Genomic DNA, 26,442 nt, shown 5'->3' with positions numbered 1-26,442 from the left:
CGTGTCCACGATTGCCTGTCCACCTGCGCGGCGGACTACTGGTGCCACAGCCCGGGCGGCGATGGTCGCGGAGTTCGCCCTTACTGGCGGTGTCCTGTTCGTCGTGGTGACCGCTGTCCGCTGGGTGACGGCATCGCCACTCAGCCGGGCCCTGCCAAAACCGTATCTTCAGCTTGCGGTCGTGGCGGTGATCGTCGGCGCGGCGCTCGCGGGGGCGCTGTCCTCTCCATGGGGCCGTTGTTCCGGCGGACATCTCAACCCGGCGGTGACCCTCGGCCTGTGGCTGACCGGTGCCTTCCCAGGGCGCCGGGTTCCGGCGTACTTCGCTGCCCAGCTCACCGGTTCCGTGGCGGGTACCGGCCTCGCCCGCCTCGTGTGGGGCCCGGTCCTCGGGGACCGGATGGCCTACGCCGCGGTTGAACCCGCTCCTTCCTGCTCGCCGACCTTGCTGTTCACCGTCGAAGCCGTGTCTACCGCCGCTGTCCTCACCGTCACCCTTCTGCTGATGTCCCGTCGCGCGTGGACGCGTTGGATCCCGCTGGCTCGCCCCGCCGCTACCGCTGTGGTCATGATTGCCCTCGGCACCCTCACTGGCGGGTCCGCCAATCCCGCCCGCCAGTTCGGCCCCGCGCTGTGGGCCCACCGGCCGGGTGATTGGTCACATCTGTGGCTCTATCTGGTGGCACCCCTTGCAGGCGCGGCCCTCACCGGAGGGATCGCCCGGTACCAGGCATATCGCCCAGTCCATCCTCCGAAGAGCGACGGCGGACGGTCGCGCGAGAGGCGATCGGAGAGTGGCCGATGAGCTGATGGAAGAACTCGCAGAAGTTGGTGGAGCTGGTGAAGCCAAGCTGCGCCGCGATTTGGGAGGCCGGCGGGTCGCCGTGTGCCAGGAGACGTTTGGCTTCCAGGCCGCCCCGCCGAGTGCTGTCACTCCTCGACGACGCAGAGATCGACGCGCCGCGGAATCTGACACCGGTCATGTGGCCGGTCTGGCTGCGGGCACGGTGATCTGCGTCAACAGCCTGGGCGGCGCCTCCCTCGCACAGATCACCGGGGTGCCGTGCTCGGCCCTGCTGGTTCCCATGGTGGTCATCGGCGGCATCGTTACCCACGCGGAACGGCGTCTGGTACCTGGTCGTGGTCGGTGACGCACGTTGGCGCATCGGACGGGTGGGCTGTGTTCCCGGTGCGGCTCGACGTGGTGTTGAGTGCGCCGTGCCGACGTGGCCGCCGACCGGCAGGCGGAAGGCGGCCGTGCGAAGGCTTGCGCCGGCATCGTGGTCAGTGGCTCGAAGACGGAGGAAGCTCGTCGCCGGTGTGGTCAGCCGCGGCTGCGATCATTGGTGGATGGCTGGCACTGGAAACCCGGATGTTGTCGACGTCAGCTATGACAATCCGGATCAGCCCCGACTGGGCGTGGAGGTTTTGTCCTTCGCGACGCTGCGTGAGCGGCTGCTGCCGTCTGTCGCGGCGGCGCCCAGTCGTCCGGACTTCCATCAGCTGACCCTGGTCACCCGCGGCGAGGGCACCGCGTTGATCGACTTTGTGGATTACCCGTGCGCTCCGGGGACTCTGCTGCATGTGCGTCCTGGTCAGGTGCAGCGTTTCCCTGCGGATCCTCAGGGGGGCATTGCGGATCTCGATGCGACCTTGGTGGTGTTCACGCCTGCCTTCCCGCCGCCGGTGCCTGCCAGTGCAGCAGTCATCGACGAGGGGCTCAGTCCTGCCGCTTTCTCACTGTCCGCGGTGGAGTACCGGGCCATGTCGGTGGCGGTGGCTGAGATAGCGGCGGAATACGCCACGCTGGCCGAGCGGGACGCTTCGCAGGCGGAACTCACCGTGGAACTGCTGCGGCAGCTTCTTGCCGCGCTGCTGGTACGCATCGCCCGGCTGCCGCATCCTGGTGAATGGAATCCTGCGGCGGGGGGCGAGGTGTTCCGGGTCTTCCGTGCCGAGCTGGAACGCGCGTTCGCCACGAGGCGCCGTGCTGCCGAGTATGCCGCGCACCTCGGTTACTCGCCGCGGACGCTCACGCGGGCCTGTCTGGCCGCTACGGGCCGTACCGCGAAGGATCTCATCGACGACCGTGTCGCTCTGGAAGCCAAGCGGCTGCTGGTACATACCGGCCTTCCTGTCGCGTCCGTCGGGCGCATGCTGGGTTTCACGGAGCCCACCAACTTCGGGAAGTTCTTCGAGCGGACGGTGGGTGCCACTCCCGGGACATTCCGCGCCACGCAGCGCTGACAGCCCGCCCGCTGGGGCGGCCAGAGGCATCCGGGCCGTGGGGCGGAGACCACGCCGCGCCCGGGCTCTGTGAGGCGCACGCCTTGAGCCGATCGGCGAGTCCATTTTCGACCATGACGCGTCCCTTGCGAACCTCGCCTGCGCCGATCGCATCGCGCATCGTTTAAGCAGCCAGTCAACGCGTTATCCGCTTCCGGTCAAGCCTCTGATTGCCTGGTGAGGCCGGGAGGAAAGGAGAAAACAACCATGCCGTACGCAGACGTCAACGGTGCCCGCCTCTACTTCGAGGACAGTGGCGGTGAGGGCCCGGTCGTGGTCTTCAGCCACGGCAACCTCATGGACCGTGACATGTGGGTCCATCAGATCCAGGTCCTGGCCGGGGACTTTCGGGTCGTCGTGTGGGACGAGCGGCTGCACGGCCGGACCGAGGACGACGGTAAGACCTACACCTACTGGGACTCGGCTGCCGACCTGATCGGGCTGCTGGATCACCTGAGCGTGCCGCAGGCGGCGCTGGTGGGGCATTCGCAGGGTGGCTTCCTGTCGATGCGAGCCGCTTTGCTGGCGCCTGAGCGGGTCAAGACCCTGGTGCTGATCGACACGACGTCGGTCTCCTGGCCGCTCGAGGCGCTGGCGCAGATGCGTGGTGTGTCGGAGGGATTCCGCGGCGCGGGTCCGGAGGCAGTGGCCCCGGTCCTGCTGGGGATGCTGCTGGGACAACCCGCGATCCACGATCAGTGGCTGGCGAAGTGGAGGGCACAGCCGAGTGAACGGCTCGCCGACGCGGTGCAGGTACTGATGGGGGTTGATGACATCACCGACCGGCTCGGTGAGATCACGGTGCCGGCCTTGGTCGTCCACGGCGACGCGGACCAGCCGATCCCGTACCCGTTGGGCCAGGCACTGGCCGAGAAGATCCCCGGTGCCCAGGAGTTGGTCACCGTGACCGGGGCCGGACACACGCCGAACCTCACTCATCCCCACCGCGTCAACCCGGCGTTGGCCGGCTTCCTTCGCCGGTATGCCTGACGGTCCCACACCCCCATGCGTGGAACCTGCGGCGGCGGTCGGTCCGGCGCTGCTGTCCTGTGCCCGCGGAGCATCCTGGCGGACGTTCAAACGCGGGTCTCATCACCCGCCATTTCAACTGTTCAACAATCTGCACGACATCCCATTCTGAGAGGAACGACCATGTCGACTCCCATCACCGACCCGGCGCAGCTCCCCCCGGCCTTCGAGAAGGCCATGAACTCCGGGAATCTTGACGAGGTCCTGAGCCTGCTCGCGCCCGGTGCCGTCATGCGTACCGTCACCGGTGAGACCGTCACAGGTCAGGCGCTGCGCGACTACACGGCCGGGTCGATCGCCGGTAACGCCCAGCTGTCCAACGGCCCGTCGCGCGTCGTGGCCGGCGACGACATCGCGTTGATCAGCGAGGAGTGGACCCTCGAGATCACCGGTCCTGACGGCAACCGGAAGAAGGCCACCGGCACCACTGCCAATGTCGCCCGTCGTGGTCAGGACGGCACCTGGCGCATGGCCGTCCTCAACCCCCTCGGTACCGCCGCCTGAGCGTCCGTGGGGGGCCGGGCTCCCCGGTGCCCGGCCACCACCTCAGCGACCGGCGCCCGTCCCTGGTCTTCGTCCACCACTGGGGTGGCTCGCACCACACCTGGGCCGGTCGCCGAACACGATCGGCACCCACGTCCGGTCGAGCTTCGCCAAGCTGGGCATTCACTCGAGGGAGCGGTCGCAGAGTTCGTCGACGTACGTGCGCGCATCCACCTCGGGCAGCGTCCAGGGCGGGAAGACGACCCGGTAGATGATGGGGTCACCACCCGGTCGATCAACTCGTCGCCGCTGAACGTCCTGAAGATCCTCTTCAGCGCCTGGCGCGACCGGTAGGGCAAGGTAGAGGGCATGCGTGTGCTGGTGATGGACGACGACACCCGTCTCGTGGAACTGCTCCAACAGGGCCTTCGCGCAGAGGGTTTCGCGGTGGACGCCGCGAGCGACGGCCTTGACGGGCTCGCCAAGGCGGCGGCGGACACCTACGACGTGATCATTCTGGACGTCATGATGCCGGGCCTGAACGGCTACAAGGTGTGCGCCCACCTGCGTTCGATCGGCGACAACACCCCGATCCTGATGCTGACGGCGAAAGACGGTGAGTACGACGAAGCGGAAGGGCTGGAGACCGGGGCCGACGACTATCTGACGAAGCCCTTCTCCTTCGTCGTCCTCACCGCCCGGCTGCACGCCCTGATACGTCGCGCGCGCCCGGAGCGGCAGATCGTCCAGCACTTCGGGGACCTGGAGATCGACACAGGAGCCCGCCGCTGCCGCCGCGCAGGCACGGACATCGCCCTTACTCCTCGGGAGTTCGACGTCCTCGCGCTGCTCGCGGCAACGCCGGACATCGCCATCAGCAAGGCCGCCATCCTGGACCGGGTCTGGGACAGCGCGTACGAGGGCGGCCCGAACATCGTGGAGGTCAACGTCAGTGCTCTTCGCCGGAAGATCGACCGGCCCTTCGGCCGGGCCAGTATCGAAACCGTGCCCGGCGGGGCCTACCGGCTCCGCTCCGACGGAGCGTGACCGCGGATACCGCCGGCGCCTGTGGCTGCGGCCGCAGAGCGTGCGCGTCCGTGCCACCGCCGCCGTCGCACTGGTCGCCAGCCTTGCCCTCGCCGCCTGCTCGGTGGTCCTGCTCTACGCCGTCCACACCAACCTGGTCACCTCCGCCCAGAACGCGGCTCGTGACCACGTCGACAAGGCAGCCCACCAACTCGGCTCGGGAACACCTGCGGCCGACGTACAGGCCGCCCTGCCGGACATCATCCTGGACACCGCGCCCCCTGCCGATGCGTCGTCCACCGCGTCGGCGGACCAGGGTGCCAGTGCCAGTGTGGGCACGCCCACGGGGCCGATCGTGGTGCAGGCGTTTCCGAACCGTGCTCCCGCGCACACCGCCGTCATCACTCTGACCTGGGCCCTGGTCCCCTGTACCGCCCTGCTGGTCCTGCTGGTGGCCTACCTGGCGTGGTACGCCATGGGCCGGGCACTGCGACCGGTGGAGAACATCCGTGCCGAGTTCGCCGACATCACCGCCCACAGTCTCCAGCGGCGCGTCCCCGTCCCCGACTCCGACGACGAGGTCGCCTCGCTGGCGGAGACGATGAACGGCACTCTCGACCAACTCCAGCGTGCCGTCGGCCGTCTGCGGACCTTCACCTCGGATGCCTCGCACGAACTGCGTGGCCCCCTCACCACCCTGAAGGCCCGTCTCGAGCTGGCCCTGGCCCGTCCCGACCAGGCTGAATGGACCGCGGTCGGCAGCGAGGCGCTGCGCGACACCACACGTCTTGAGGACATCGTCGCGGATCTGCTGCTCCTTGCCCGCCTGGACGCCCGCCAGCCCCTGAAACTCCAACCCCTGCGCGTGACTGACCTCTTGCGACGGACCCTCGCCGAGCGCTACCCCGGTCAACCTGTCGTCCTCGTGGCGGACTCCGACCCCGACGAGGCGGTTCTGGGCAGTCGTACGGCACTCGCCCGCCTCTTCACGAACCTCCTCGACAACGCTCTGCGCCACGCGCACAGCACGGTGACGGTGGAGGTGCGTCACACGGAGAACGAAGTGGTCGTCGAGGTGAGCGACGACGGTCGGGGCATCCCCGAACCCGACCGGGAGAGGGTCTTCGACCGTTTCACGCGTCTGGACAACGCCCGTACCCGCAGCGAGGGAGGCACCGGTCTTGGCCTCGCTATCGCCCGCGACATCGCGACCGCCCACGGGGGGACGCTCACCGCGGAATCGCCTCGGACCACCGACGGGGGTGCCCGTCTGCTCCTGATCATCGCCAGGCAAGACCAGCCACGCAGCACCTCGCGGCCGCGCGACTGAAGATCGGGCGCGGGTCGTCGACGCTGGATTCAGAACCGGTGTCCGTGCGAAGCCGGATACGGTACCCCGGACCGGGGACCGGACAACTGGACTCGGCGCTGGTGAACGCGCGGTGGGCTGCGGGGTCGGCGCTGCTTTTGACGGGCCCGGCGGTGTGCTCGTGAGCGCAGGCGACAGTGGAGCCCACCGCGACGATCCGGCCGAGGTCGCCTTCGGTGTCGGCCTGGGTCGGCGGAGCGGGCTGGTCCGGTACTTGAACGTGATCGCGTCGACCCCGCCACCGCCCACCCCGCCCTGGCACCCGGAGGCGGTCGGCGCGAGGTTCAGGGCCGGAGGGCGTGCGAGACACGGGGCGGCTCAGGGTCGTATCTGCGGCGGGTGTGTGCCTCCCACCACGGCCAGGTCCTCGAAGCGGATCTCCTCGCCGCAGGCGGCGCAGTCCGCTCGGGTGTGCAGGACGGCACCGCATCGGTGCTGGAACTCGGTTGTGGCGATGCCGTCCCGGCAGTACGTGTCGCCCCACTCCTTGAGGGCGGCGAGCACGGGCAGCAGGGCCCGGCCCGCCTCCGTGAGGACGTATTCGTCGCGCGGCGGATGCGCGCTGTAGCGCCGCCGCTCCACGACGCCGGCCGTCTCCAGCCGGCGCAGCCGTGTGGACAGCAGCGTCCGGGAGAGCCCGACGGCGTCGGCGATCTCGGAGAAGCGCCGGTTGCCGTACAGCAGCTCGCGCACGATCAGCAGCGAATGGCGTTCACCGACGACGGCTACCGCGTCGGCCACAGAACAGACACGGGGTGTCGGTGCAGATTCAGTACTCACTGTGCTAGGTTAACGCCGCCAGTGAGTACATTTTCTGTACTCACTTCGCGGGTGCGGCCGCCGCCCTCCACGGGGTCCGGTGCGGCCTTACGACAGTCGAACCCCGCTCACGAACGACAAGAGGCGAACGCCATGAGCAACGAAGCCAACAAGCAGGTCGTCCTCGCGGCCATCGACGACACGACTGGCCGCAAGAACCAGGTGCACCGCGTGCTGGCACAGGGGGACTTCGTCGTGACTCACGCCACGACCACGTTGCCCGACGGCGGCCAGGCCGCAGCCTTCGATCTCTGGCAGATCGCGGATGGGCGGATCACCGGGCACTGGGGTGACCAGGAGCCGATCGTGGAACAGACGGCCAACGGTCACACCCAGGTCGACGGCGTCGCCGTCATCGACGCGACGGCCGACGCGGACGCCACGCGCAGGGTGGCGGAAGAGACGGTGCGCACGATTCTGGTCGACAACGACTTCTCCGACCTGGACCACTACCTGGCGGGCGAGTCCTACATCCAGCACAATCCCCGCTTCGCCGACGGCATCAGCGGGCTGGCGGCCGCGGTGGGCGAGTTGGCGAAGTCCGGCCAGTCCCTCAAGTACTCCGACGTACTGGACGTCGTCGCCGACGGGAACTTCGCCTACTTCCGTTCGGTGGGCGTCCTCGCGGGCGCCGACCTCGTGTTCCACGACCTGTTCCGGGTGGCGGACGGGCGAGCCGTCGAGCACTGGGACGTCATTGCCCCGAGGTGAGAGGGGCGGCCGAGCTGTCGGCCCCATCAAGGTGCCACCAGGCAATCACCATCAGGCAATCACCATAAGGAAAAGAGCGTGGTAGAGATGGTCTCCCAGACCGATTTGGCGTACGAAGTCTTCATCTCGGATCCGATCCCCACCAGCGTCACGGATCCCATTCCGAACGGAGAACTGTTCTCCTGGTCGCCGATGTCGACCACACTGATCTATGGGGAGAACAACGCGGTGCTGGTCGATCCACCGCTGACGATCGAGCAGGCCCGGAGGGTGGGTGACTGGGTCGAACAGTCGGGCAAGCGCCTTGAACACATTTTCATCACGCACGGCCACGGTGACCATTGGTTCGGCTCCGGCCCTCTGGTCGAGCGCTTCCCCGGCGCCGTGGTACTCGCCGGCGAGGACAGTATCCGTCTCATGCGGCAGCAGAGCTCGGCGGAATTCAGAAGGGCCCAGTGGGACAAACTGTTCCCCGGTCAGATCCCGCCGACTCCCGTGCTCGCGCAGCCCGTACCACCGCAAGGATTTCTTCTGGAGGGCAACGTTCTGCGCTCCGTCGAAGTCGGACACAGCGATACCGACGGCACCACCGTGCTGCACGTTCCCTCGATCGGGCTCGTCGTCGCCGGCGATGTCGTTTACAACGGCGTGCACGCGTACCTCTCCGAATCTGCGGATGGCGGGCGTGCGGAGTGGCTTCATGCACTCGACGCGGTCGAGCGCCTCGCGCCGCGCCACGTCGTCTCCGGGCACAAGAACAAGGCGCTTCCGGACAGTCCCGCCACCATCGAGGAAACTCGGCAGTACATCCGTGACGCGGACCGGCTCCTGAAGGAGACAACGAGCCGGATCGAATTCTTCGATGCCATGTGCTCCCTGCATCCCGAACGCCTCAACCGGGCGGTCGTGTGGCTCACGGCCACCGCGCTCATGGACGCGCAGAGCTGAACCTGAGACCGGCTTCGGCCGCAGCGCGATGCGAGGAGACTGCGCAGCGCATAGGGCTCGCCCCCGGTGGCCCCGATCGCAACCAACGCTTGCCGCCGGCCCGCTACCGCCCGGTTGACCTGCGGAGGGATCAGGGAGCTGTTCAGGGGAGCAGGAGTGGGCGGACGCCCTCAGCGAGGACGAGACCCGCACGCTGGTCGAGCTACTTGGCAAGCCGACCGCCCACTCCGTCGACTTCGACGCCAGGCATCGGGCCTGAGACGTCAGGTGCTGAAGGGGATCTTCAGGACGTTCAGCGGATCTTCAGCCGGCAGGGGCGAGAGTTGCCTCGTTCTCGATCCCGAGGGAAACAGGGCCGGACGCGTGCCGGTATCCCTGTCTCCCTCCACCTGCTAAGGAGTTGAACGCATGAAGGTGCGTACGAACAGCATCTCGCGTCGTCAGGGTGCCGTGATGGCCGGCGCACTGGCCGTACTGCTCGCCTCGGGCGGGGTTGCCGCTGCGGCCTCGACCGGCAGCAGCACCACCAAGCACGGCGGCGTCACGGTCTCCGAGGCGCCCGGCAACCCGCACCCGCACCACATCAAGCCGGGCACCGCCAAGAAGCTGCGCGACCTCACGGTCGTCGAGGGCGGCCCCGTCACGGCCGAGGAGCCGTCCCTCGTCGAGGTGCCCGGCGCGAAGCCGAAGGGCTGGGATCTCGGCGAGGCAACGCCGGTGAAGGGCGCCCCGGTCGTCGTCGGCGACGAAGGCAACACCGCACAGCGTTAGCCGCACAGCGACAGGGCAGACGTGGGGCTGCCGCGTCGCAACCACGGAACGCCCGGCCGGAGACGTCCGGCCGGGCGTTTTGCGTAGCCTCCGCATGACATTCAGCCGACTTCGCCCTAAATATCACCCTTCTCCCCTGAGGGGATCGCCGGGCAGTCGGATTTTGACCATGAAGAGTCGTCTGTGCATCCGGCAACGACGGGCTTCTGAGCATAGTTTCAACGGCGTCGGCCCGACCGATACAGAGAGCCGGGTGACGGATTCCGGAAAGGACGAAGCGCGATGAGTTCTGTGGAGCGCATTCGGCTGACGTATGCCTTCGACGCCTACTGCGGCTGGTGCTACGGTTTCGGCCCCGCCTTGCACGAGTTCGCGGCCGCCAACGCGGACCGGTTGGAGCTGCGCGTGCTGTCCGGCGGTCTGTTCACCGGCTCGCGCGCACTTCCGGTGTCGTCCTACCCGCACATCCCCGGCGCCAACGAGCGCATCACCCAACTGACCGGTGTCACTTTCGGCGACGGTTACCGGGCCGCGCTGGCGGACGGAAACGTGGTGATGGACTCCGCCGATGCCGCCACCGGCCTGGTCGCGCTGCGCAGGCAGCCAGGCGTGAACGCCCTGGAAGCGGCGGCCGCGATGCAGCGTGCTTGGTACCGTGACGGCCGCAGCCTGTCCGCTCCCGGAGTGTACCGGGAGCTCGCGGCCGAGCTGAGTCTGGACGCCGAGGCGGTGGCGGCCGCGTTCGCTTCGCCCGCCGTCCGTGCCGAGGCGGAGGCCGACTTCCTCGAGGTGCGCCGTCTGGGCGCCGATGCCTATCCGACGCTGCTGCTGCATACCGCCCACGGTGCCGACCGCCTGGGCGGCCCGATCGCCTCGGCCGACGCGCTCACCCATGCCCTGGACCAGCACGTGGCCGCCACCACGGCCGCCTGAAGCCACCTTCACACAACCCCTCCGCCACCACCGTGGAGCGGATCAAGAGCAGTTGGCAGGGCAAGTTCAAGACCTGGGCACACCTGGGCAAGAACCTGCCCACCGAGGTGATCGTCCCGGAGGTGCTGCAAGGAGACCACGTCAGCATCGAGGGCCACGACTTCGAGAGTCCACGATGCTCCAGCGTTACCAAGGCCTGGGTCTGGCGGTGGCTCTGGACCTGGGCACCAAGGTCGCCACCGGCGAGATGCACTGGGGCTGACCCATACTCACGACGACCCCTGCGCCGGGGGGTGGACCACCGTGACCACCCCCGGGGTGCGACCGCCGCGGAGTTCGTCCTGGCCGACGGTGCCTTCTTGGCCGCGGCCACCACCGTCCGCTGGGTGATGGTGGGTTCCCCACTCGGCCGGGACCTGCCGGAGCCGCATCTTCGGCTCGCGGCCGTGGCGGTGATCGTCGGCGCGGTGCTCGCGTGGACGCCGCCATCTCCATGGGGTCGTCACTCAGTCGGAGACATCAATCCGGCCGCCACCCTCGGCCTGTACATCGCCCCTGCTCGCTGGGTTCGTAGTCGGCAGTGGCCGCTTGGCCCGGCGCGTGCGGGGACCGGCGGCGGATCGACTGTGCCGCGGTTGAGTCCGCCCCTGCCTGGCCGGACGCTGCGTTGTTCATCGCAGAAGCCGTGTCCTGAGCGGCGGTCCTCGGCGTCACCCCGCTGCTGATGCGAACCGGCCCGCCGGTAGGCGGCCTCTGTGGGTCTCTGTCTCTTGGCTCCGCTCGCGGGAGCGACGCTCACGGCCCAGGTCGCCTGGCGTCGGGCGCTTCGCTCCCGCCATCCTCCGAGGAACGGCCGCGGACGGTCGCGCGGAAGGCGATCGGGGACTGGCCGGTGCGCTGGTGGAAGAACTTGCTGAAGTTGGTGGCGCTGGTGAAGCCCAGTTGCGCCGCGACACGGGCGGCTGATTGATTGCCGTGCGCCAGGAGGCGCTTGGCTTCCAGGACGACCCGCCGGTCGATGAACTCCTTCGCCCCCACCCCGGCTCCGGTCAGCGCGGCCCTGGAGAGGGTGCGCGGTGAGTAGCCCAGGGCCCGGGCGTAGTCCTCCAGGCGGCGGGTGCGGGTGAAGTCGCGTTCGACCGCGTCACGGAAGTGGAGGAATGTCTCCCCTGGGTCCGGTGCCGGGCTGCCGACGGGCGCGTTGCGCTGCGAAAGGCGCAGCACGAGAACTGCCAGCAGGTGGCGCAACACCGCCACGTGCGCCTCCAGGGAGATGCCACGCAACGCCTGGAACTCCAGCGCCAGATGGTCCACAGCCATCTCCAGCGCGTGACGGTCCTCGGGACCGGGAACCTGGAGCGTGGGGGCGTACGGATCGTCCATCCGCACTGCGGCCACGGTGGCCGGATCCAGGAAGTCGCCCTCGAAGAGGACCAGGGTGCCCTCGGCGTCGTCCAGATCACCCCACTGCTGCACCTGACCAGGTCGGGTCCAGAGCCAGGAGCCCGGTTCGATGGCGTAGCCGGTGAAGTCCACCGTGTGCCACAACGAGCCGCCGGAGAGGGTGATCAGGTGGTGGAACGTGGGTCGCTGCGGAGCCTGCAGCCGTCCTTCGCCCATGTGGACGGCGGCCCGCTCCCGAAGGTCGGCCAGAGAGATGATTTCGATGCCGGCAGGTGTGCCGATGGCGGGAGCGAAGCCGATGTCCGCGATCTCGCGCGATGTGCCCTGTCGTTTTCTCACCGTCACCAGTAGCCACCATCACGCAGGGAACCTGGCCGATGCCAGCCTAACCGGAGTAGCCGTCACACCCAAGTGTCGGATTTTAACCATGATCTGTCAGCCTCCTACCTGGTTCACCTGCGAGGACGCCAATAAGTTGAATCTCGAAGCTTTCATTTTCAAGCATAGGAGGTACTCGTGACTTCTCCCATCGTGTCCATCGCCTATCACTCCGGCTTCGGCCACACCGCCGTCATCGCCGAGGCTGTCCAGCGTGGCGCCAAGGAGGCCGGCGCCGTCGTGAACCTGATCGCCGTCGGTGAGATCACCGACGCCCAGTGGGGGCAGCTGGACGCCTCGGATGCGATCATCTTCGGTTCCCCCACCTACATGGGAACCGCTGCCACCGCTTTCCACGGCTTCGCGGAGGCCAGCTCCGAGCGTTGGTTCGGGCAGGCTTGGAAGGACAAGCTGGCGGCCGGATTCACCAACTCGGCTTCCAAGGCGGGCGACAAGCAGTCGACTCTTCAGTACTTCGCGACGCTGGCGTCGCAGCACGGTATGCACTGGATCGCGCTGGGCATGCCGGGTGGCTGGAACTCGTCCCAGGGGAGCGAGGACGATCTCAACAGGCTGGGCTTCTTCCTGGGTGCCGCCGCGCAGTCCAACGCGGATCAGGGAACCGAAGGTGTGACGGCCAGCGACATTGCCACCGCCGAGGCGCTGGGGCGTCGCGTCGCGGATGCCGCCGCCACGTGGGTGGCCGGTCGCGCCGCACGCGCCGCCTGATCGTGTGCCCTTCGCCCCGGCTGCCGGGTCTCCGTACGGCGCCGGGGCGGGCGGCAGATCCTTGGCTGGGCTGCCGATCATGCGAGTCGACGGGGTCTCCAGTGCACCGGGGCCGACGAGTGGTACACGTTCACCGGCAGCCCCGCCCCCCTGCCAAGCGATGGCCTGGCTGCCCACCGCGAGAACCTCCTCGACCGCATCCGACACGGCGAGGGCATCACGCCTGCCCCCTCCCTACACGGGATCCCTGCCAGGGCTGTTCCGCTGACGGACTGGGAGTCGAACAACCCCGCACCAGGCTCGGCGTTGCGACCGTCGGCTTCGCGTACGCTGACAAGTTCTTAAAAGGCCAGGTCAGAGGCTCGGTCATGACAGGGCGAGGAGATCACCCGCATCACTTCTTCCCAGGGACTCCCCACGGCCGATCCTCGCGCGATCCGCAGTAGATGCGTGAGCAGAGTGTGAACAGGAACTGGGCGTGGCGCGAGGGGCTAGAGCCAGTCCCGCCGTTTGAAAATCACGTACAAACTTGCGCAAACAACCCCCATCAGACCGATCGCGAAGGGGTATCCGAAGGTCCACCCAAGCTCAGGCATGTGCTCGAAGTTCATGCCGTAAATGGTTCCTACGAGTGTGGGAGCGAAGAGAATCGCCGCCCACGACGAGATCTTCTTGAAGTTGTCTACCTGGTGGCGCTGACCTGCGGCGATGCAGATCCAGTCGTATGTGACCTGCGCGGATGACTCGTTCAGCGGCTTTCAGGGTCGTACCGCGTTACGCAGTCGATTCTCCCCACCGGCTCCCCAGCGCCACGCATACTCCCCAAATTCTCCCCAGGAATGCCCTCCCCGGGAGATCGGGGAGTCCTTGGAAGGTCGGATTGCCTGTGGAACTGCCAAAGGCACGGTGGGTCACCGTCGCAGACAGGGCCATCAGGGCACCAGCAGGCTCTTGGCCTGCTGGTGGTACACACACCTTCCATGCCTCTGAACTGCGGAAATAGTGCGGATTGAGGCCAGAGGTGGGTCGATTCCGCGCATGGCCCGGATCTTGGCCCGAGGTTCGACCTGGCGGTGGCAGACCCACATACGCGGCGATGGCCGCGGAGCTCGGGATCGGCGGGGAGACGCCGCGCCACGGGATGCCGCCGTTGCTCACCATCTCTGATGAACCGGCTTCCCCGGCCCAGGGCGCGCCAGTGCCAAGAGGCTGTGCGTCACCCCCAAGCGTTCGATCTGATCGACAGTGACGGCTTCCACCTCACACGCGGTCGGATCTCCGACGCCGTCGCAGCCGTGCAAGCCGTCGAGCCGACCGCGTTCACGCTCTCGGCGCTACCCTCACCGGATCGCGGGGCGCACTTCGCTCCACCATCTGATCTGACGCCGGTGGTTCAATGGCTCCGAAACTGACGATTGGTCGTCGGTATCGCGCCGTCGTCCCGTCCCATCACGTCGTGCGCGGCGTAGTCCTAGCCTTGGATGCATATACCGCGTGAATGCTTCACCCGGTCTTGCAAGTTCGCTGGCGCCTGGATGGATGAGCGCGTTGTCCACGACCCGACGCCGATCCTTCCTGGCCGTAGCGCGCGACCACGCCAACTGTCTGATCGAGGAGTCCATGCGGCGGTGGGAGGAGCCACGGGAAGCGGAAGTACAGCCACACGGAGTGGGAGATCACCTCGACCGGGTGCCGGTGCCCCTTGTGCAACGGCGGCGTCCTCGCTACGCGCGATCCCCTCCCGCACGTGATCAACTTGAAGACCGGCTCACGTCATCAGCCAACGTGACAGTGCCTCTCATCGTCTTCTGGCAGGACTCACGGGTCGTGCTGGCCCTGCGGTTGGACGAGACAACCAGCGCGGACGCCTTGACGTCGGGCGGTGTCTCCCCTGAGGTGCAGGTGTGCAGGCTGCAGCCCCCGCGCGGACGGAGCGTTGCGGGGGCTGCGGCTGCTTGATCGGTGTGTGCTTTAGGCGTCAGGACCGAGTGAGGCCAGGTTGAAGGCGTTGCTGATGGTCTGGTATCCGTCGGAGGTGAGGTTGACGTGGTCGCCGGAGTCGAAGTCGAGGGGAGCGGTGTCCGCGTCGAGCATCAGTGCGGGCGGATCTGTGGTGCTGGCCGGGTCCGGGATGGCGATGGTCGACTCGGCGTCGATGTTGCTGAGGCTGGGTTTGATGGGGTCGGATTGGTCGGTGATCCAGGTGTTGGTGTCGATGCGGTTTTGGTCTATTGCTGCGGTGCAGGGGCTGTAGCTGTGGCAGGGGGTAAGGGTGGTGAAGATGACTCTGATCCCCCAGCCTCTGAGTTGGTCGCGTAGCAGTCCGAGCGCGTTGTCGATGTCGACGTCGTCGTGGCCTGCGACGATGTCTTCAAGACCTTGGGTGACCACGACGGTGCGCAGGCCGGGGATCGAGAGTACGTCCCGGTCCAGGCGGGTGAGGACGGCACGGCCGCCGGCGCCTGCTCCCTGGTCGGTGCCGAGGTAGTTGTTTTCGATGCCGGAGGCCACGACCCCGTAGACCGGTATGCCCTCGGTGTTGGTGCGCAGACGAATGGAGAGGTCGTTGTTGTAGCGCAGGGTCTGGTAGCCGGCTGTGGTGCCCGAGGTGCGCGTGTTGATGAGGCCGTCGCCGAGTACGGAGACTGCTGGCCGGTGATCGGTGGTGGTGACGTCGACTTCGGTGAGGATGTCGGAGAAGCGCCCCGAAGCGGTTCCGGTGCCGGTGAACGCCGTGGCGGCCGTGTCCTTGGTGTGGTCGCCACTGCCGACGGCGCTGACGTAGCCGAGGGTGTCCGGTGCTGCCCAGGGGTGCATGACGAGGTAGTTCACCTGGTTGACCAGATGCATGCTGGTTGTCAGTGAGACGCCCGGTACGACCTGCATCGGGATGGGATCGCTGTAGAGTTCGCTGCCTTCGGGGATGACCACTGACTTGCTGCCGTTGAAGGTGACGTCGACCGGTGTGGACGTCGTCACCGCGCCGCTGCTGTAGTAGGCCACGGTGACGTGGTCAAGGGTGAGCGGGTCCGTTCCCAGGGCGTTGGACAGCCGAAGCCGCACGTTGTCACCGCCGGCGCTGGTCTGGGTAATCATGCGGAGGGTCTGGTTGCTGAAGGCGCCCATGCTGGAGAGCTGGAAGCGCTCCTCGGTGGGCGCCCCCCACGTTCCGGTCCAGGTCGCGCCGCCGGGCGCGGTGGCAGTGTCGCGGACGCTCATGCCGATGATGTGCATGCCGGGTACGTACCGGCGCGCTGCGTCGGCCACGTCGGGCAGTGTCACCGAGTTGAGGGTGGCGCCGGCTTTCAGGGGGACGGCGAAGGTGTAGATGTTGGTGTTTCGGGTCTCGTGGGTGCTGGGGGTGTTGCGGTGAAGCAGGGTGACGGCGGCCAGGGCGTCCGAGCCGGAGATCCAGTCGGGCATGGTCAGGTAGTAGGGCTGTGCGGTGCCGTCGTCGTAGGTGAGGGATCCGATGGGGGTGGTGCAGTCCTCGTAGGTGCCGTTGCCCAGGCTGCAGTTGGTGGCGGAGGTGTTGGTGTTGTCAGGGACGACGGGGCTGGTGCTATCGCCGTTCTGGTGCCGGGAGCCGACGGATCCGTAGGTGGAGAAGCCGAGGAAGACCAGGGCCTGGCCCCTCGCGCCGTTCATCTTGATGGTCTGGTTGGCGGCCATGACGTTGTCGCCACTTGCTGAGCCGAAGTTGGGCAGGGTGAAGGTGGCGCCGTCCACGGTGACCTTGCCGCCGGGCTGCCAACCTGCCGCTTTGAGGTCCTGGAGTGAGAGTGTGGCGCCGACGCCGTCGGCGTCGCCGGTGGCGTGGTTGCTGTCGTCGGTGGTGGCGGTGTTGTTGAAGGCTTCCTGCAGGCTGGTGTACGGCTGCGGGGCCGGGGCATGGCCCAGTGCGGTGAACTCGTACTGTTGCTGGGAGGAGACGTTGCCGACCGAGTCGACGGCGTAGACGTAGAGCGTGTGCGTGCCGGGGGCTACTGGGGTCACCCGGATGCTGGCGGTGTTGTTGTTCGCCTTCGTCCACTGTGAGGTGGGGGTGTTGGAGGTGGGCGGGGCGGCGTCCAGGCCGTAGAGGAACTTTGCCGCGTTGTTGCCGTTGGCGCCTGGGTTCACGGAAACGGTGAACTCGCCCGTGGTGCCCGCCGCGGTGACACCCGCGGAGTCTTCTGGGTAGAGGTTGTCTTTGGTCGTGACGGTGGGTTGTGCGGGGCTATGCAGGTCGACGGTGAAGTGACAGGTTGCCGAGGTGGCGGAGGTGTCCTCGCCGTCCGTGGAGGTGACCTTCCAGCTCACCAGGCTGCCGTCGGCCAGGCCGCTCATGAAGGATGACGGCAGTTGCTTGGGCGCGTTGGCTCCGCTGGAAACGGTGGCGCTGGTGGTCGTGGTGGCCGAGCCGCTGCCGACCCAGTACGAGTACGTGGCGGAGAGGGCGTCCTTGTCTCCGTCGCTGACCGAGGCGTTGAGCGTGGGCGGGGTGGTGGCCAGGGTCTTGCCGACGATCGGATACGGGGTGGTGGTGCCGCAGCCGAGCGAGGTGGAGCCGACTTTGGTGGCCAGGTTGCCCGGCTTGTTGGGCACGTGGTTGTACTCGATGGACATCGAGGGGTTGTTGTCGAAGCGCTTGAAGTAGTTGCCGTCGCCGCTGCCGTTCTGGCTGTTGACCAGGGCGAACGTCCAGCTCTTCCAGGGCACCTGGGCACCCTTTTTGATCGTGTCGGTCACCGAGAAGCCGCCCGAGGGCTCGCTTGTGCAGGCCGGGCCGAAGTTCTTGGTGGCGAGCTTGCTGGTCAGGGACGGTTTGGTGTTCCAGGTGGTCGACGAGTTGATCGCGCCGGACCAGTAGAGGGAGATGTCGGAGGAGAGGCTGCAGCTGGCGGAGTAGTTCTCCTTGACGTCCACTGTGGCCGAGACGACGTGCGCGCCGTCGATGGCGGAGGGTACGGCGAGCTGGAAGTAGGAGCGTTCACCGCCGATGCAGCCGGACCAGCTGTTGTAGCCGACGCCGGGGTCGCCGTACTGGGTGGAGTCGTAGTTCTTCGCCGTGGGGCAGCCTTGCTGGGTCTCGACGTAGTGCTGCTTGGCGCCGCTGGCGTAGTGCGGGTTCCAGGTCGGGTCGATGAAGACGGGATACCTGGTGTGCGCGTCGCCGAGCAGCCTGGCGTCGGGGACGAGGGAGAGTGTCCGGCCGTGCAGCCGACCCTGGACGCGGGCCACCCGGGCCTTGGGGGCGGGCCCGTTCTCCGGGGCGGTGTGCTGTGCGCCGATGCCGCTGGAGTCCCACATCGCCGGCTGCGGGGCACTGAAGAGTACCCGGCCGTCGGGGGCGGTGGCGGCGAGGTTGCCATGGCCGTCGTCGGTGACGGTGACGCCGTGGGTACGGGTAGTGAGGGAGAGGTTGGCGAGAGCCGGGTTGGCCGCGGCTTTTGCGTCTTTGACGATGAGGACCTGGGACCAGCCGCCCTGGGTGTCGGCGGTGACTCTCAAATCCACGCCGGGCAGCACGCCCGGATAGGTCAGGCTGGCACCGGAGACGTGCGGGGCGGGCAGGAGCTTGGGCCAGGAAAGAGCGAGAGAGGTCTTGCCCTTGCTCATGGTGGCAAGCGGAGCCGCACCGCCTCCGGAGAGGACGAGGGGCTCGGCTGCCGCCTTGGGGCTGTAGGTGCCGTCTGCATTGCGCCGCAGGGTGGAATCCACTGGCACCCAGCGTCCGGCCTTGTGTACTCGTACCGGCAGCAGGCTTGAGTTGTAGGTCAGGGTGCCCGACGGGTTGGCCGTCGTGGTGGCGGTCTCGGTGGTGAGTGCGTCGACGCGGACCGATGTGCCGGACGCCGTGGCCCGTTTCTGGGCGGAGGCGAGGGCAGTCTGCCGCGACGTCGTCAGATCACTGTCGTCGGCGGGACGCAAGGAGCCGGTCGGCTCGGGCTGCTGCGTCCGCTCGTCGGGCGCCGGGGTGAGGGCCGGCTGACCGGTGGTCACGTTTTCGACGGAACCCGGGACGGGGTCTGCCGCGGCCGGTACAGCGGGCGCGAGAGACAGAAACAGTGCACCGGCAGCGGCGGCCACAAACCGGCGTGGTATTCGCGGGATTTTTCTGAATGGACCGCCAGTGGAATGTTGGCGGAAGCGATCGGACATCTGCCCCCCAAGTCGAGTCCGAGTGGAAAAGCCCCATTGGGCGCCAGGGAGGCTACCGGTAATCGCATCAAGGCGACAACTGTCCATGAAAGGGGGGCTGGTGTCGGAGTCTCAGCCGGTGAAGGCGATGTGTGCAACTTTGTTGCATGAAGCACCAGTTGGTTGCTTTTCTTGATCAATAACGCTGCTTCGTGCGTGAGTTGGCCCTTTTTCTGGTGCTTCTTGGTTGAATCTGGAGTGTTCAATGACGATCTCTATACCTTTTGAGTATGTGAAGGGGCTGTGAGGGGCGGCTTAGAACTGTTCCAATGTGTCTTCGGTAGCCGTGCTGGAATGGGGGTCCGGAGTGCGTCGGAATTCGCGTTGGCGGATTTACAGAAAGACCATGCGGATACGCAGGACTCCTGCTTTATGGATCGTCGCAGTCGCCGCGCTCGGCCTACTCGTGGGGCTCCTCACGCCTGCGGAATCGGTCGCCGCCGGGCATCGTCCGGATTACCTCATCAAGGCGAAGAAGGAAAAGCCGGTACCGGTTTCGCCGGTCAAGGGCAAGGCGGCGAAGGTGCCGCACATGGCCCACTGGAGCGCCGCCCACGCACACAAGACCTGGCCCACGGCGGGCACGGCCGACCTGGCGGTACCCGCGCACGGCGCTGCTGCCGAGCGGGCCGCGGGCCTTCCGGTGTCCATCGGCGCGGCCAAGGGCTCACACCGGGCCCACACCGGGACCGGTGTGCACGTGACGCTGCCGGGCCAGAGTGCCGCGCAGCAACTTGGTGTCCGCGGAGTGGTCTTCGCCGTGCAGCCGGACAACGGCACTGCGGGCGGCAGCGCCCAAGTGGGCCTGGACTATGCGGCGTTCAAAGACGCCTACGGCGGTGACTGGGCAGGGCGGCTGCGCATGGTGCGGCTTCCGGCGTGTGCCCTGACCACCCCGCACGCCGCTGCCTGCCGCAAGCAGACCCCGCTGACCTCCGCCAACGATGTCGAGACACAGACGGTCTCGGCCGATGTCACGCTGCCCACCCACGCCACAGCACAGCAGGACACCAAAGCCGAGCCGATGGTGCTGGCGGCGGTGGCAGCTGCCTCGGGCGGCGGTGGCAGCTACGCAGCGACCTCCCTGGCCTCGTCCGGCCAGTGGTCGGCGGGCAGTTCGAGCGGAGCCTTCAGCTACTCGTATCCGATTTCCGTGCCCGACGTCCCCGGCGGTCTGGCCCCGAGCGTGTCCCTGGACTACAGCTCGCAGAGCGTGGACGGGCGTACCTCCTCGACCAACGCCCAGTCCTCGTGGATCGGTGACGGCTGGGACTACTCGCCCGGCTACGTCGAGCGCAGCTACGCCTCCTGTTCCGACGACACCGCGGGCGGCAGTCCCAAGACCTCCGACGCCTGCTGGTCGGACGCGGTCGACACCCTCACCCTGTCGCTGAACGGGTCGTCCAACACGCTCGTCCACGACGACGCCACGAACACCTGGCACCCGCAGGGCGACAACGGCGAGAAGATCGAGGTCAAGACCGACACGGTCAATGGTGACAATGACAACGAGTACTTCATCGTCACCACGGCCGACGGCACGAAGTACTACTTCGGCCTGAACCGGCTGCCCGGCTGGGCATCGGGCAACGCGACCACCAACTCGGTGTTCACCACGCCCGTGTACGGCAACGACACCACCGAGCCGTGCCATGCCTCCACGTTCGCCGCCTCCTGGTGCCAGCAGGGATACCGGTGGAACCTCGACTACGTCGTCGACCCGCACGACAACGCCGTCAGCTACTGGTACACCCCTGAGACCGGCTACTACGGCCGCGACAACGCCACCACGCCGACCCAGTACACCCGCGGCGGCTACCTCTCCAAGATTCAGTACGGGCAGCTGGCGGGGAAGGTCTACGACAGCACCGCCCCGGCCGCCGCCCAGGTGTTCTTCGACACCTCCGAGCGCTGCCTGGCCGACTCCAGCTTCGACTGCGCGCCGTCCAAGATGACGACCGCCAACGCCTCGCACTGGCCGGACGTTCCCGTCGACCAGACGTGCGCGTCTTCGGGCACCTGCAACAACCACGGGTCGGCGTTCTTCACCACCCAGCGCCTGACCGGTATCCGCACCCAGGTCTTGGTCGGCACCGGCTACCAGAACGTGGATGCCTGGGCGCTGACCCACACCTTCCTGGCGACCGGGGACACCACCACCCCGTCGCTGTGGCTGAGCCAGATCGTGCACACCGGCAAGGACGGCGGCAGCCTGGACCTGCCACCGGTGAAGTTCGCCGGCCAGGCGCTGGCCAACCGGGTCGACGGACTGGACGGCTACCAGCCGATTACCCGCTACCGGCTGACCACCATCACCACCGAGTCCGGCGAAGTGATCACGGTCAACTACACCGGCCCCCAGTGTCACCGCGCGGGCACCCAGGTGCTGCCCTCCAGCGAGGACGGCAACACCTACCGCTGCTACCCGCAGTACTGGACGCCGCCGGGCCAGACGTCACCGCAGCTGGACTGGTTCAACAAGTTCGTCGTCAACTCGGTGACGGAGCAGGACCAGACGGGCGGCGGCCTTCCCGTCCAGACCTCATACACGTACGTCGGTGATCCGGCCTGGCACTTCAGCGACGACCCGCTGACACAGGCCAAGTACCGCACCTGGAACCAGTGGCGAGGCTACGGCCAGGTCGAGACCCGCACCGGCACATCCCCGGCGAAGATCACACTGTCCCGGCAGACGTTCTTCCGCGGCATGGACGGCGACAAGACCTCCACCGGTACCCGCAGCGTCCCCCTCAACGACCGCGCCGGCGACGATCCGCAGAAGGACTCCGACTGGCTGGCCGGCCAGACCTTCGAGACGGAGTCCTTCAACGGTGACGGCGGCGCCCTCCTGTCGGACAGCGTCACCGACCCCTGGAGCTCCGCGGCAACCGCCACCCAGGCGCGCACGAAGGCGGGCCTGGACCCGCTCCTCGCACACCGCACCAACATCAAGCGGGCCCGCACCACCACCACCAAAGCGGACGGCACCACGCGCACCAGCGAGATCGACTACACCCTCGACGATGCCACCGGCCTGCCCAAAGCCATGGACGACCAGGGTGACGTCTCGACCTCCAAGGACGACAAGTGCACCCGCACCTGGTACGCCACCGACGCCACCGGCAACCTGCTGCCGACACCGCGCCGCGTCCAGGAAGTCGCCGTCAAATGCTCCGACACTCCGACCTACCCCGATGACCTGCTCAGCGACGACCTGACGTTCTTCGACAACTCCACCGACAACACCGCCACGCCCACCAAGGGCGATGTGACGATGGTGCAGAAGGCCGACTCCGTCGCCGCCGACGGGACCGCGCACTACATCACCGCGCTGAAGAACACCTACGACTCCTACGGCCGCGAGCTCACCGAGACCGACGCCAACGGTCACGTCACCACGACCGTCTACACCCCCACCACCGGCGCCACCCCGACCTCTATCAAGGTCACCCAGCCGAAGGTCACCGGCCAGACCGCCGGCTTCACCACCACGACCACGCTCGACCCGGCCCGCGGCCTGGACCTCAAGACCACCGACGCGGCCGGATACTCCACCACCAGCACCTACGACCCCCTCGGCCGCCTCACCGCCGTCTGGAACCCGGGCTTCCCCACCGACAACAACCCCAACACCAAATTCAGCTACGACCTCAACCCCAACACTCCGTCGACGGTCACCACCCAGGCCCTCAACGACAACAACGCCTACCGCACCTCCATCTCGATCTACGACGCGCTGCTGCGCCCGCGCGAGACACAGACGGCCACCGTGGACGGCGGCCGCACCATCACCGACACCGTCTACGACTCCCACGGCTGGCCGGTCAGCGCCTCCGACGCGTACTACAACCCCGGCGTTCCCACGGGCACGCTGGTGGACGCCCCCGACAATAAGACCCCGTCTCAGACCGGCACGGTCTACGACGGTGCGGGCCGGGTGACCGCTTCGATCGCCTACACGTTCGCCTCCGAGACCTGGCGCACCACCACCGCCTACCCCGGCTCCGACCGCGTCGACGTCACCCCGCCCGACGGCGCCACCCCCACCACCACCTACACCAACGCCCGCGGCCAGATGGTCAAACTGCTGCGCTACCACGGCACCACGCCCTCGGGCGCCGCCGACACCGTCACCTACGCCTACGACGCGGCAGACCACCAGACCGGCCAGGATGACGGCCAGGGACACACCTGGTCCAGCAGCTACGACCTCCTCGGGCGCCGCACCTCTCAGACCGACCCCGACACCGGCTCCTCCAGCTCCACCTACGACAACGCCGGGCAGCTGCTGACCACGACCGACGCCCGTAACAAGACCATCAGCTATCAGTACGACGAAATGGGCCGCAAGAAGGCCGAGTACGACACCACGGGCAACGTGGCGCCCGCGGCCGGCAACGAGCTGGCCTCCTGGACGTACGACACGCTGAAGAAGGGCAAGCCCACCTCCTCCACCCGCTACGTGGGCGGCACCAGCGGCACGGCCTACACGCAGAAGGTCTTCGGTTACGACAGTCACGGCTGGGTGCAGTCCACCCAGCTCGTGATCCCGGCCGCGGAAGGCGCGCTTGCCGGCACGTACACGACCTCGAACAGCTACAACCTCACCGGCACGCTCGGCTCGTACACCGACGCCGTGCCCGCCACGGTCAAGCTGCCGCAGGAGACTGTCTCCTACAGCTACGACGCCTTCAACCGCCCCACAGCTGTAGGCGGCTCCGTCAACAGCTGGGCATACGTCCACAAGCTCAGCTACACGGAGTTCGACGAGCCGTACCAGTTCATCTACGGGACCGATGGCAACTTCGCCCAGCAGACCCTCAACTACGACGACCAGACCCACCGCCTGACCGACTCCACCACGACCACCCAGTCCGGCGCCGCGATCGCCGACAAGACCAGCTACGCCTACCAGCCGTCCGGCAACGTCACGAAGATCACCGACAAGCTGGAGACCGGCACGAGTGACACCCAGTGCTTCAACTACGACTGGGCTCAGCGCCTGAAGACCGCGTGGACGGCCGCCGACGACTGCGCGGCCACCCCCGCCCCCGGTGCCTCCACCACCGTGGGCGGCCCCTCCCCGTACTGGCAGTCCTGGAGTTATGACGACACGGGCGCCAGGTCGACGCAGGTGGACCACGACCCGTCAGGCGACACCACCCACGACACGACGGCCACATACGCACCCTTCACCACTCCGGGCAAGGGCCACCCGGCGCACGCGGTGGACAAGGTCGACAAGGTGACGCCGGGAGACCCGGCCGCCAACACCACCAACCGCTACACCTACGACGACGACGGCAACGTCCAGACACGGACCACCCGCGCAGGCACCGACACCCTCACCTACGACGACGAGGGCAACCTGTCCGAACTGGCCTCGACCGGCTCCAGCGGCGACACGAAGTACCTCTACAACGCCGACGGCAGCCTGCTGCTCCGCCACAGCCCCGACGCCACCACCCTCTACGCCGGTGACGAGGAGATCACCCTCAAGAAGGACGCCACGAGCGCCGACGGCGTCCGCTACATCTCCATCGCCGGCGAGACCGTGGCCACCCACTCCTCCGACGGCCACTTCACCTACCTGATCCCTGACCGCCAGGGCACCGGCACCCTGGCCATCGACTCCCAGACCCAGCAGGTCACCCGCCGCCAGTACAAACCCTTCGGTGAGACCCGCGACCAGTCCGGCACGTGGACAGCTGGGCAACGCGGGTACGTCGGCGGTACCCAGGACGACAACACCGGTCTGACCAACCTCGGCGCCCGCGAATACGACCCCTCCATCGGCCGATTCCTCAGCCCCGACCCCCTCCTCGACCCAGGCTCACCGCAATCCTGGAACGCCTACGACTACGCCGACGACACCCCTATCACCACCTCCGACCCCACCGGCGCCTGCGCCGACGCCGACTGCCCCACTCGTAACTGTCCCTACTGCATCAACGGCACACCGACCGATGCTGACTCCATGCAGCGGGCCATGAACGACCATCCTGGCTCGGGCAGCACCCCCAACAACACCAAGTCCTACGCCAAGAAGTACAAGGCCGACGTCAGCAACAGCACCGCCCACGCGCAGGCTGAGGAACGGGCACTGGAGCGTCAGAAAGCCACCGCGGACGCGGCGGCGGCCGCAGCGAAGAGACAGGCGTCCGGCTTCAAACACCGCCTGCTCAGCCTGGTCGCGGACGTCATCGGCCTCACCGACGCCTACAACTGCTTCACCAAGGGCGACGTCATGGGCTGCGTCAACACCGCCCTGACAGCCGTCCCCTGGGGCAAGATCTTCAAGGCCATCAAGGTCGGCGTCGAGGCATTCAAGGTCTGGCGAGCACTGGACCGCGCCTACACCGTGGTCAAGGATGCGGAAGAAGCCGCCAAGGTCGCCGAGGACGCGGTCAAGGCCGAACGCTTCGTGGTCGACGCGGCCGAAGCTGCGGCAGGCTGCGTGGCGCACAGCTTCATACCCAGCACCGCCGTCCGTCTCGCCGACGGCTCATCCAAACCGATCAGCAACGTCAAGGCCGGCGACACGGTCCTGGCCACTGACCCGCAGACCGGCGTCACAGCACCAGAACCGGTCCAGAACGTCATCGTCACCACGACGGACAAAGACTTCACCGAACTCACTGTGGACACGGCGCCGAGGCGCGGACCACCGTCGAGCCACAAGGCCAAGCTGGTCACCACGTGGCACCACCCCTTCTGGGACGCCACCCACCACCACTGGACCGACGCCCACAACCTCACCCCAGGCACCAAACTCCGCCAGGCCGACGGCACCACGGTCGTCATTCGCGGCGTGCGCAACTTCCACCAGCACACCACCACCTACGACCTCACAGTCGGCACCCTGCACACGTACTATGTGCTGGCGGGGGCCACGCCGGTCCTTGTTCACAACTGCAATCCGCTCGACGGCATCGCGGACGAGTTGGCAGGCAGCAAGATTACGACTGGTCAGGTCGTTGATGATGCTGGAAATAAAGTCGGAGCTCCTGTATCAAGCGGTGAGAATGGTTCATTCGTGCAAGTGAGGGACGCGCTCAGAAAATCTGGCGTGCCTCACGACGCTGCAGGTGGGTTCGCGGCCGCATCTCATGTAGAAACCAAGATCGCTTTGGCTATGAGAAGCAATGGCGTTCAGAGGGCGACAGTCGTAATCAATAATTCTGACGGGGTTTGTTCTGGTCCCTATTCATGCATGACCGGGGTGTCTGCAATTCTACCAAGAGGGTCTAGCCTGACATCCGTTTGGCGCACTGAAGAGGGCTGGCACGGGGTAACTATGCTGGGCGGCGGTTAATCTTAAGAGGTGTAATATCTGGCCGGCCCCGCCCTGGGGTAGAATCCTCCGGGGTGGG

16 protein-coding genes and 2 pseudogenes are annotated in these 26,442 nt (G+C 67.2%); 13 read left to right on the top strand and 5 right to left on the bottom strand.

Going from position 1 to position 26,442, the window contains the following annotated elements; genetic code table 11:
- Nucleotides 1–61 precede the first annotated feature (61 nt).
- Nucleotides 62–700 (top strand): annotated as a pseudogene (locus OG568_RS12880) (MIP/aquaporin family protein); the annotation flags it as partial.
- A 4-nt stretch (nucleotides 701–704) separates the two neighbouring features.
- Here OG568_RS12880 and OG568_RS61435 read toward each other — a convergent pair.
- Entirely contained in the window at nucleotides 705–863 is a 159-nt protein-coding gene (locus OG568_RS61435; protein ID WP_443077862.1) for a hypothetical protein, read from the bottom strand.
- Here OG568_RS61435 and OG568_RS12875 point away from each other — a divergent pair.
- The 6 genes from OG568_RS12875 (at nucleotide 795) to OG568_RS12850 (ending at nucleotide 6,154) form a co-directional block, all read left to right on the top strand.
- A complete protein-coding gene (locus OG568_RS12875) occupies nucleotides 795–1,151 on the top strand; it encodes a hypothetical protein (protein WP_329531584.1) in 357 nt (118 codons plus the stop codon). The genes OG568_RS61435 and OG568_RS12875 overlap by 69 nt on opposite strands.
- Nucleotides 1,152–1,350: 199 nt before the next feature.
- Nucleotides 1,351–2,247 carry an AraC family transcriptional regulator gene (locus OG568_RS12870; RefSeq protein ID WP_329531583.1) on the top strand — a complete coding sequence of 299 codons (897 nt, stop codon included), beginning with the start codon at nucleotides 1,351–1,353 and terminating at the stop codon, nucleotides 2,245–2,247.
- A 246-nt stretch (nucleotides 2,248–2,493) separates the two neighbouring features.
- Nucleotides 2,494–3,276, top strand: coding sequence for an alpha/beta fold hydrolase (locus tag OG568_RS12865; protein WP_329531582.1), 783 nt, complete (start codon nucleotides 2,494–2,496; stop codon nucleotides 3,274–3,276).
- 162 nt (nucleotides 3,277–3,438) lie between these two features.
- The gene (locus tag OG568_RS12860) at nucleotides 3,439–3,819 is read left to right on the top strand and encodes a YybH family protein (RefSeq protein ID WP_168488385.1); all 381 of its coding nucleotides are present in this window, start codon (nucleotides 3,439–3,441) and stop codon (nucleotides 3,817–3,819) included.
- Between the two features lie 348 nt (nucleotides 3,820–4,167).
- Entirely contained in the window at nucleotides 4,168–4,845 is a 678-nt protein-coding gene (locus OG568_RS12855; protein WP_329531581.1) for a response regulator transcription factor, read from the top strand.
- A gap of 40 nt (nucleotides 4,846–4,885) precedes the next feature.
- Nucleotides 4,886–6,154: a sensor histidine kinase gene (locus tag OG568_RS12850; protein WP_329531580.1), complete on the top strand. Its 1,269-nt coding sequence runs from the start codon at nucleotides 4,886–4,888 to the stop codon at nucleotides 6,152–6,154.
- 357 nt (nucleotides 6,155–6,511) lie between these two features.
- Here OG568_RS12850 and OG568_RS12845 read toward each other — a convergent pair whose 3' ends face one another.
- Complete coding sequence (locus OG568_RS12845) at nucleotides 6,512–6,973, bottom strand: winged helix-turn-helix transcriptional regulator (RefSeq protein WP_329531579.1); 462 nt, start codon at nucleotides 6,971–6,973, stop codon at nucleotides 6,512–6,514.
- Nucleotides 6,974–7,105: 132 nt separating this feature from the next.
- On the opposite strand from OG568_RS12845, the gene OG568_RS12840 reads away from it, so the two are divergent.
- The 4 genes from OG568_RS12840 to OG568_RS12825 all read left to right on the top strand — a co-directional run bounded on the left by OG568_RS12840 (nucleotide 7,106) and on the right by OG568_RS12825 (nucleotide 10,375).
- Nucleotides 7,106–7,723: a hypothetical protein gene (locus OG568_RS12840; protein WP_329531578.1), complete on the top strand. Its 618-nt coding sequence runs from the start codon at nucleotides 7,106–7,108 to the stop codon at nucleotides 7,721–7,723.
- A gap of 87 nt (nucleotides 7,724–7,810) precedes the next feature.
- A complete protein-coding gene (locus OG568_RS12835; RefSeq protein WP_329536343.1) occupies nucleotides 7,811–8,671 on the top strand; it encodes an MBL fold metallo-hydrolase in 861 nt (286 codons plus the stop codon).
- A gap of 408 nt (nucleotides 8,672–9,079) precedes the next feature.
- Complete coding sequence (locus OG568_RS12830) at nucleotides 9,080–9,442, top strand: hypothetical protein (protein WP_329531577.1); 363 nt, start codon at nucleotides 9,080–9,082, stop codon at nucleotides 9,440–9,442.
- 282 nt (nucleotides 9,443–9,724) lie between these two features.
- Nucleotides 9,725–10,375, top strand: a complete 651-nt coding sequence (locus OG568_RS12825; RefSeq protein WP_329531576.1) for a DsbA family protein — start codon at nucleotides 9,725–9,727, stop codon at nucleotides 10,373–10,375.
- Nucleotides 10,376–11,170: 795 nt separating this feature from the next.
- Here the strand turns inward: OG568_RS12825 and OG568_RS12820 are convergent.
- A complete protein-coding gene (locus OG568_RS12820) occupies nucleotides 11,171–12,124 on the bottom strand; it encodes a helix-turn-helix domain-containing protein (RefSeq protein ID WP_329531575.1) in 954 nt (317 codons plus the stop codon).
- A gap of 171 nt (nucleotides 12,125–12,295) precedes the next feature.
- Here OG568_RS12820 and OG568_RS12815 point away from each other — a divergent pair, with 171 nt between their 5' ends.
- On the top strand, nucleotides 12,296–12,886 hold the full coding sequence (locus OG568_RS12815) for a flavodoxin family protein (RefSeq protein WP_329531574.1): 591 nt from the start codon (nucleotides 12,296–12,298) through the stop codon (nucleotides 12,884–12,886).
- A gap of 491 nt (nucleotides 12,887–13,377) precedes the next feature.
- Here the strand turns inward: OG568_RS12815 and OG568_RS12810 are convergent.
- A pseudogene (locus OG568_RS12810) lies at nucleotides 13,378–13,575 on the bottom strand (CorA family divalent cation transporter); the annotation flags it as partial.
- 1,282 nt (nucleotides 13,576–14,857) lie between these two features.
- Complete coding sequence (locus OG568_RS12805; protein WP_329531573.1) at nucleotides 14,858–18,871, bottom strand: hypothetical protein; 4,014 nt, start codon at nucleotides 18,869–18,871, stop codon at nucleotides 14,858–14,860.
- Nucleotides 18,872–19,415: 544 nt separating this feature from the next.
- Between OG568_RS12805 and OG568_RS12800 the strand changes: the two genes are divergently transcribed.
- Nucleotides 19,416–26,384 (top strand): DddA-like double-stranded DNA deaminase toxin, encoded by a 6,969-nt coding sequence (locus OG568_RS12800; protein ID WP_329531572.1) that lies wholly within the window; start codon nucleotides 19,416–19,418, stop codon nucleotides 26,382–26,384.
- The last annotated feature ends 58 nt before the right edge of the window (nucleotides 26,385–26,442 follow it).

The sequence above is a fragment of the Streptomyces sp. NBC_01450 genome, from assembly GCF_036227505.1.
Lineage (GTDB): Bacteria > Actinomycetota > Actinomycetes > Streptomycetales > Streptomycetaceae > Streptomyces.
Note: the sequence above shows the minus strand (reverse complement) of the source record. Positions and strands in the feature narration are given on the sequence as shown.

Coding starts and splice junctions, on each gene's coding strand:
- OG568_RS12870 (WP_329531583.1), top strand. CDS start 1,351: ATGGCTGGCACTGGAAACCCGGATGTTGTCGACGTCAGCTATGACAAT.
- OG568_RS12865 (WP_329531582.1), top strand. CDS start 2,494: ATGCCGTACGCAGACGTCAACGGTGCCCGCCTCTACTTCGAGGACAGT.
- OG568_RS12860 (WP_168488385.1), top strand. CDS start 3,439: ATGTCGACTCCCATCACCGACCCGGCGCAGCTCCCCCCGGCCTTCGAG.
- OG568_RS12855 (WP_329531581.1), top strand. CDS start 4,168: ATGCGTGTGCTGGTGATGGACGACGACACCCGTCTCGTGGAACTGCTC.
- OG568_RS12840 (WP_329531578.1), top strand. CDS start 7,106: ATGAGCAACGAAGCCAACAAGCAGGTCGTCCTCGCGGCCATCGACGAC.
- OG568_RS12835 (WP_329536343.1), top strand. CDS start 7,811: ATGGTCTCCCAGACCGATTTGGCGTACGAAGTCTTCATCTCGGATCCG.
- OG568_RS12830 (WP_329531577.1), top strand. CDS start 9,080: ATGAAGGTGCGTACGAACAGCATCTCGCGTCGTCAGGGTGCCGTGATG.
- OG568_RS12825 (WP_329531576.1), top strand. CDS start 9,725: ATGAGTTCTGTGGAGCGCATTCGGCTGACGTATGCCTTCGACGCCTAC.
- OG568_RS12800 (WP_329531572.1), top strand. CDS start 19,416: ATGCGGATACGCAGGACTCCTGCTTTATGGATCGTCGCAGTCGCCGCG.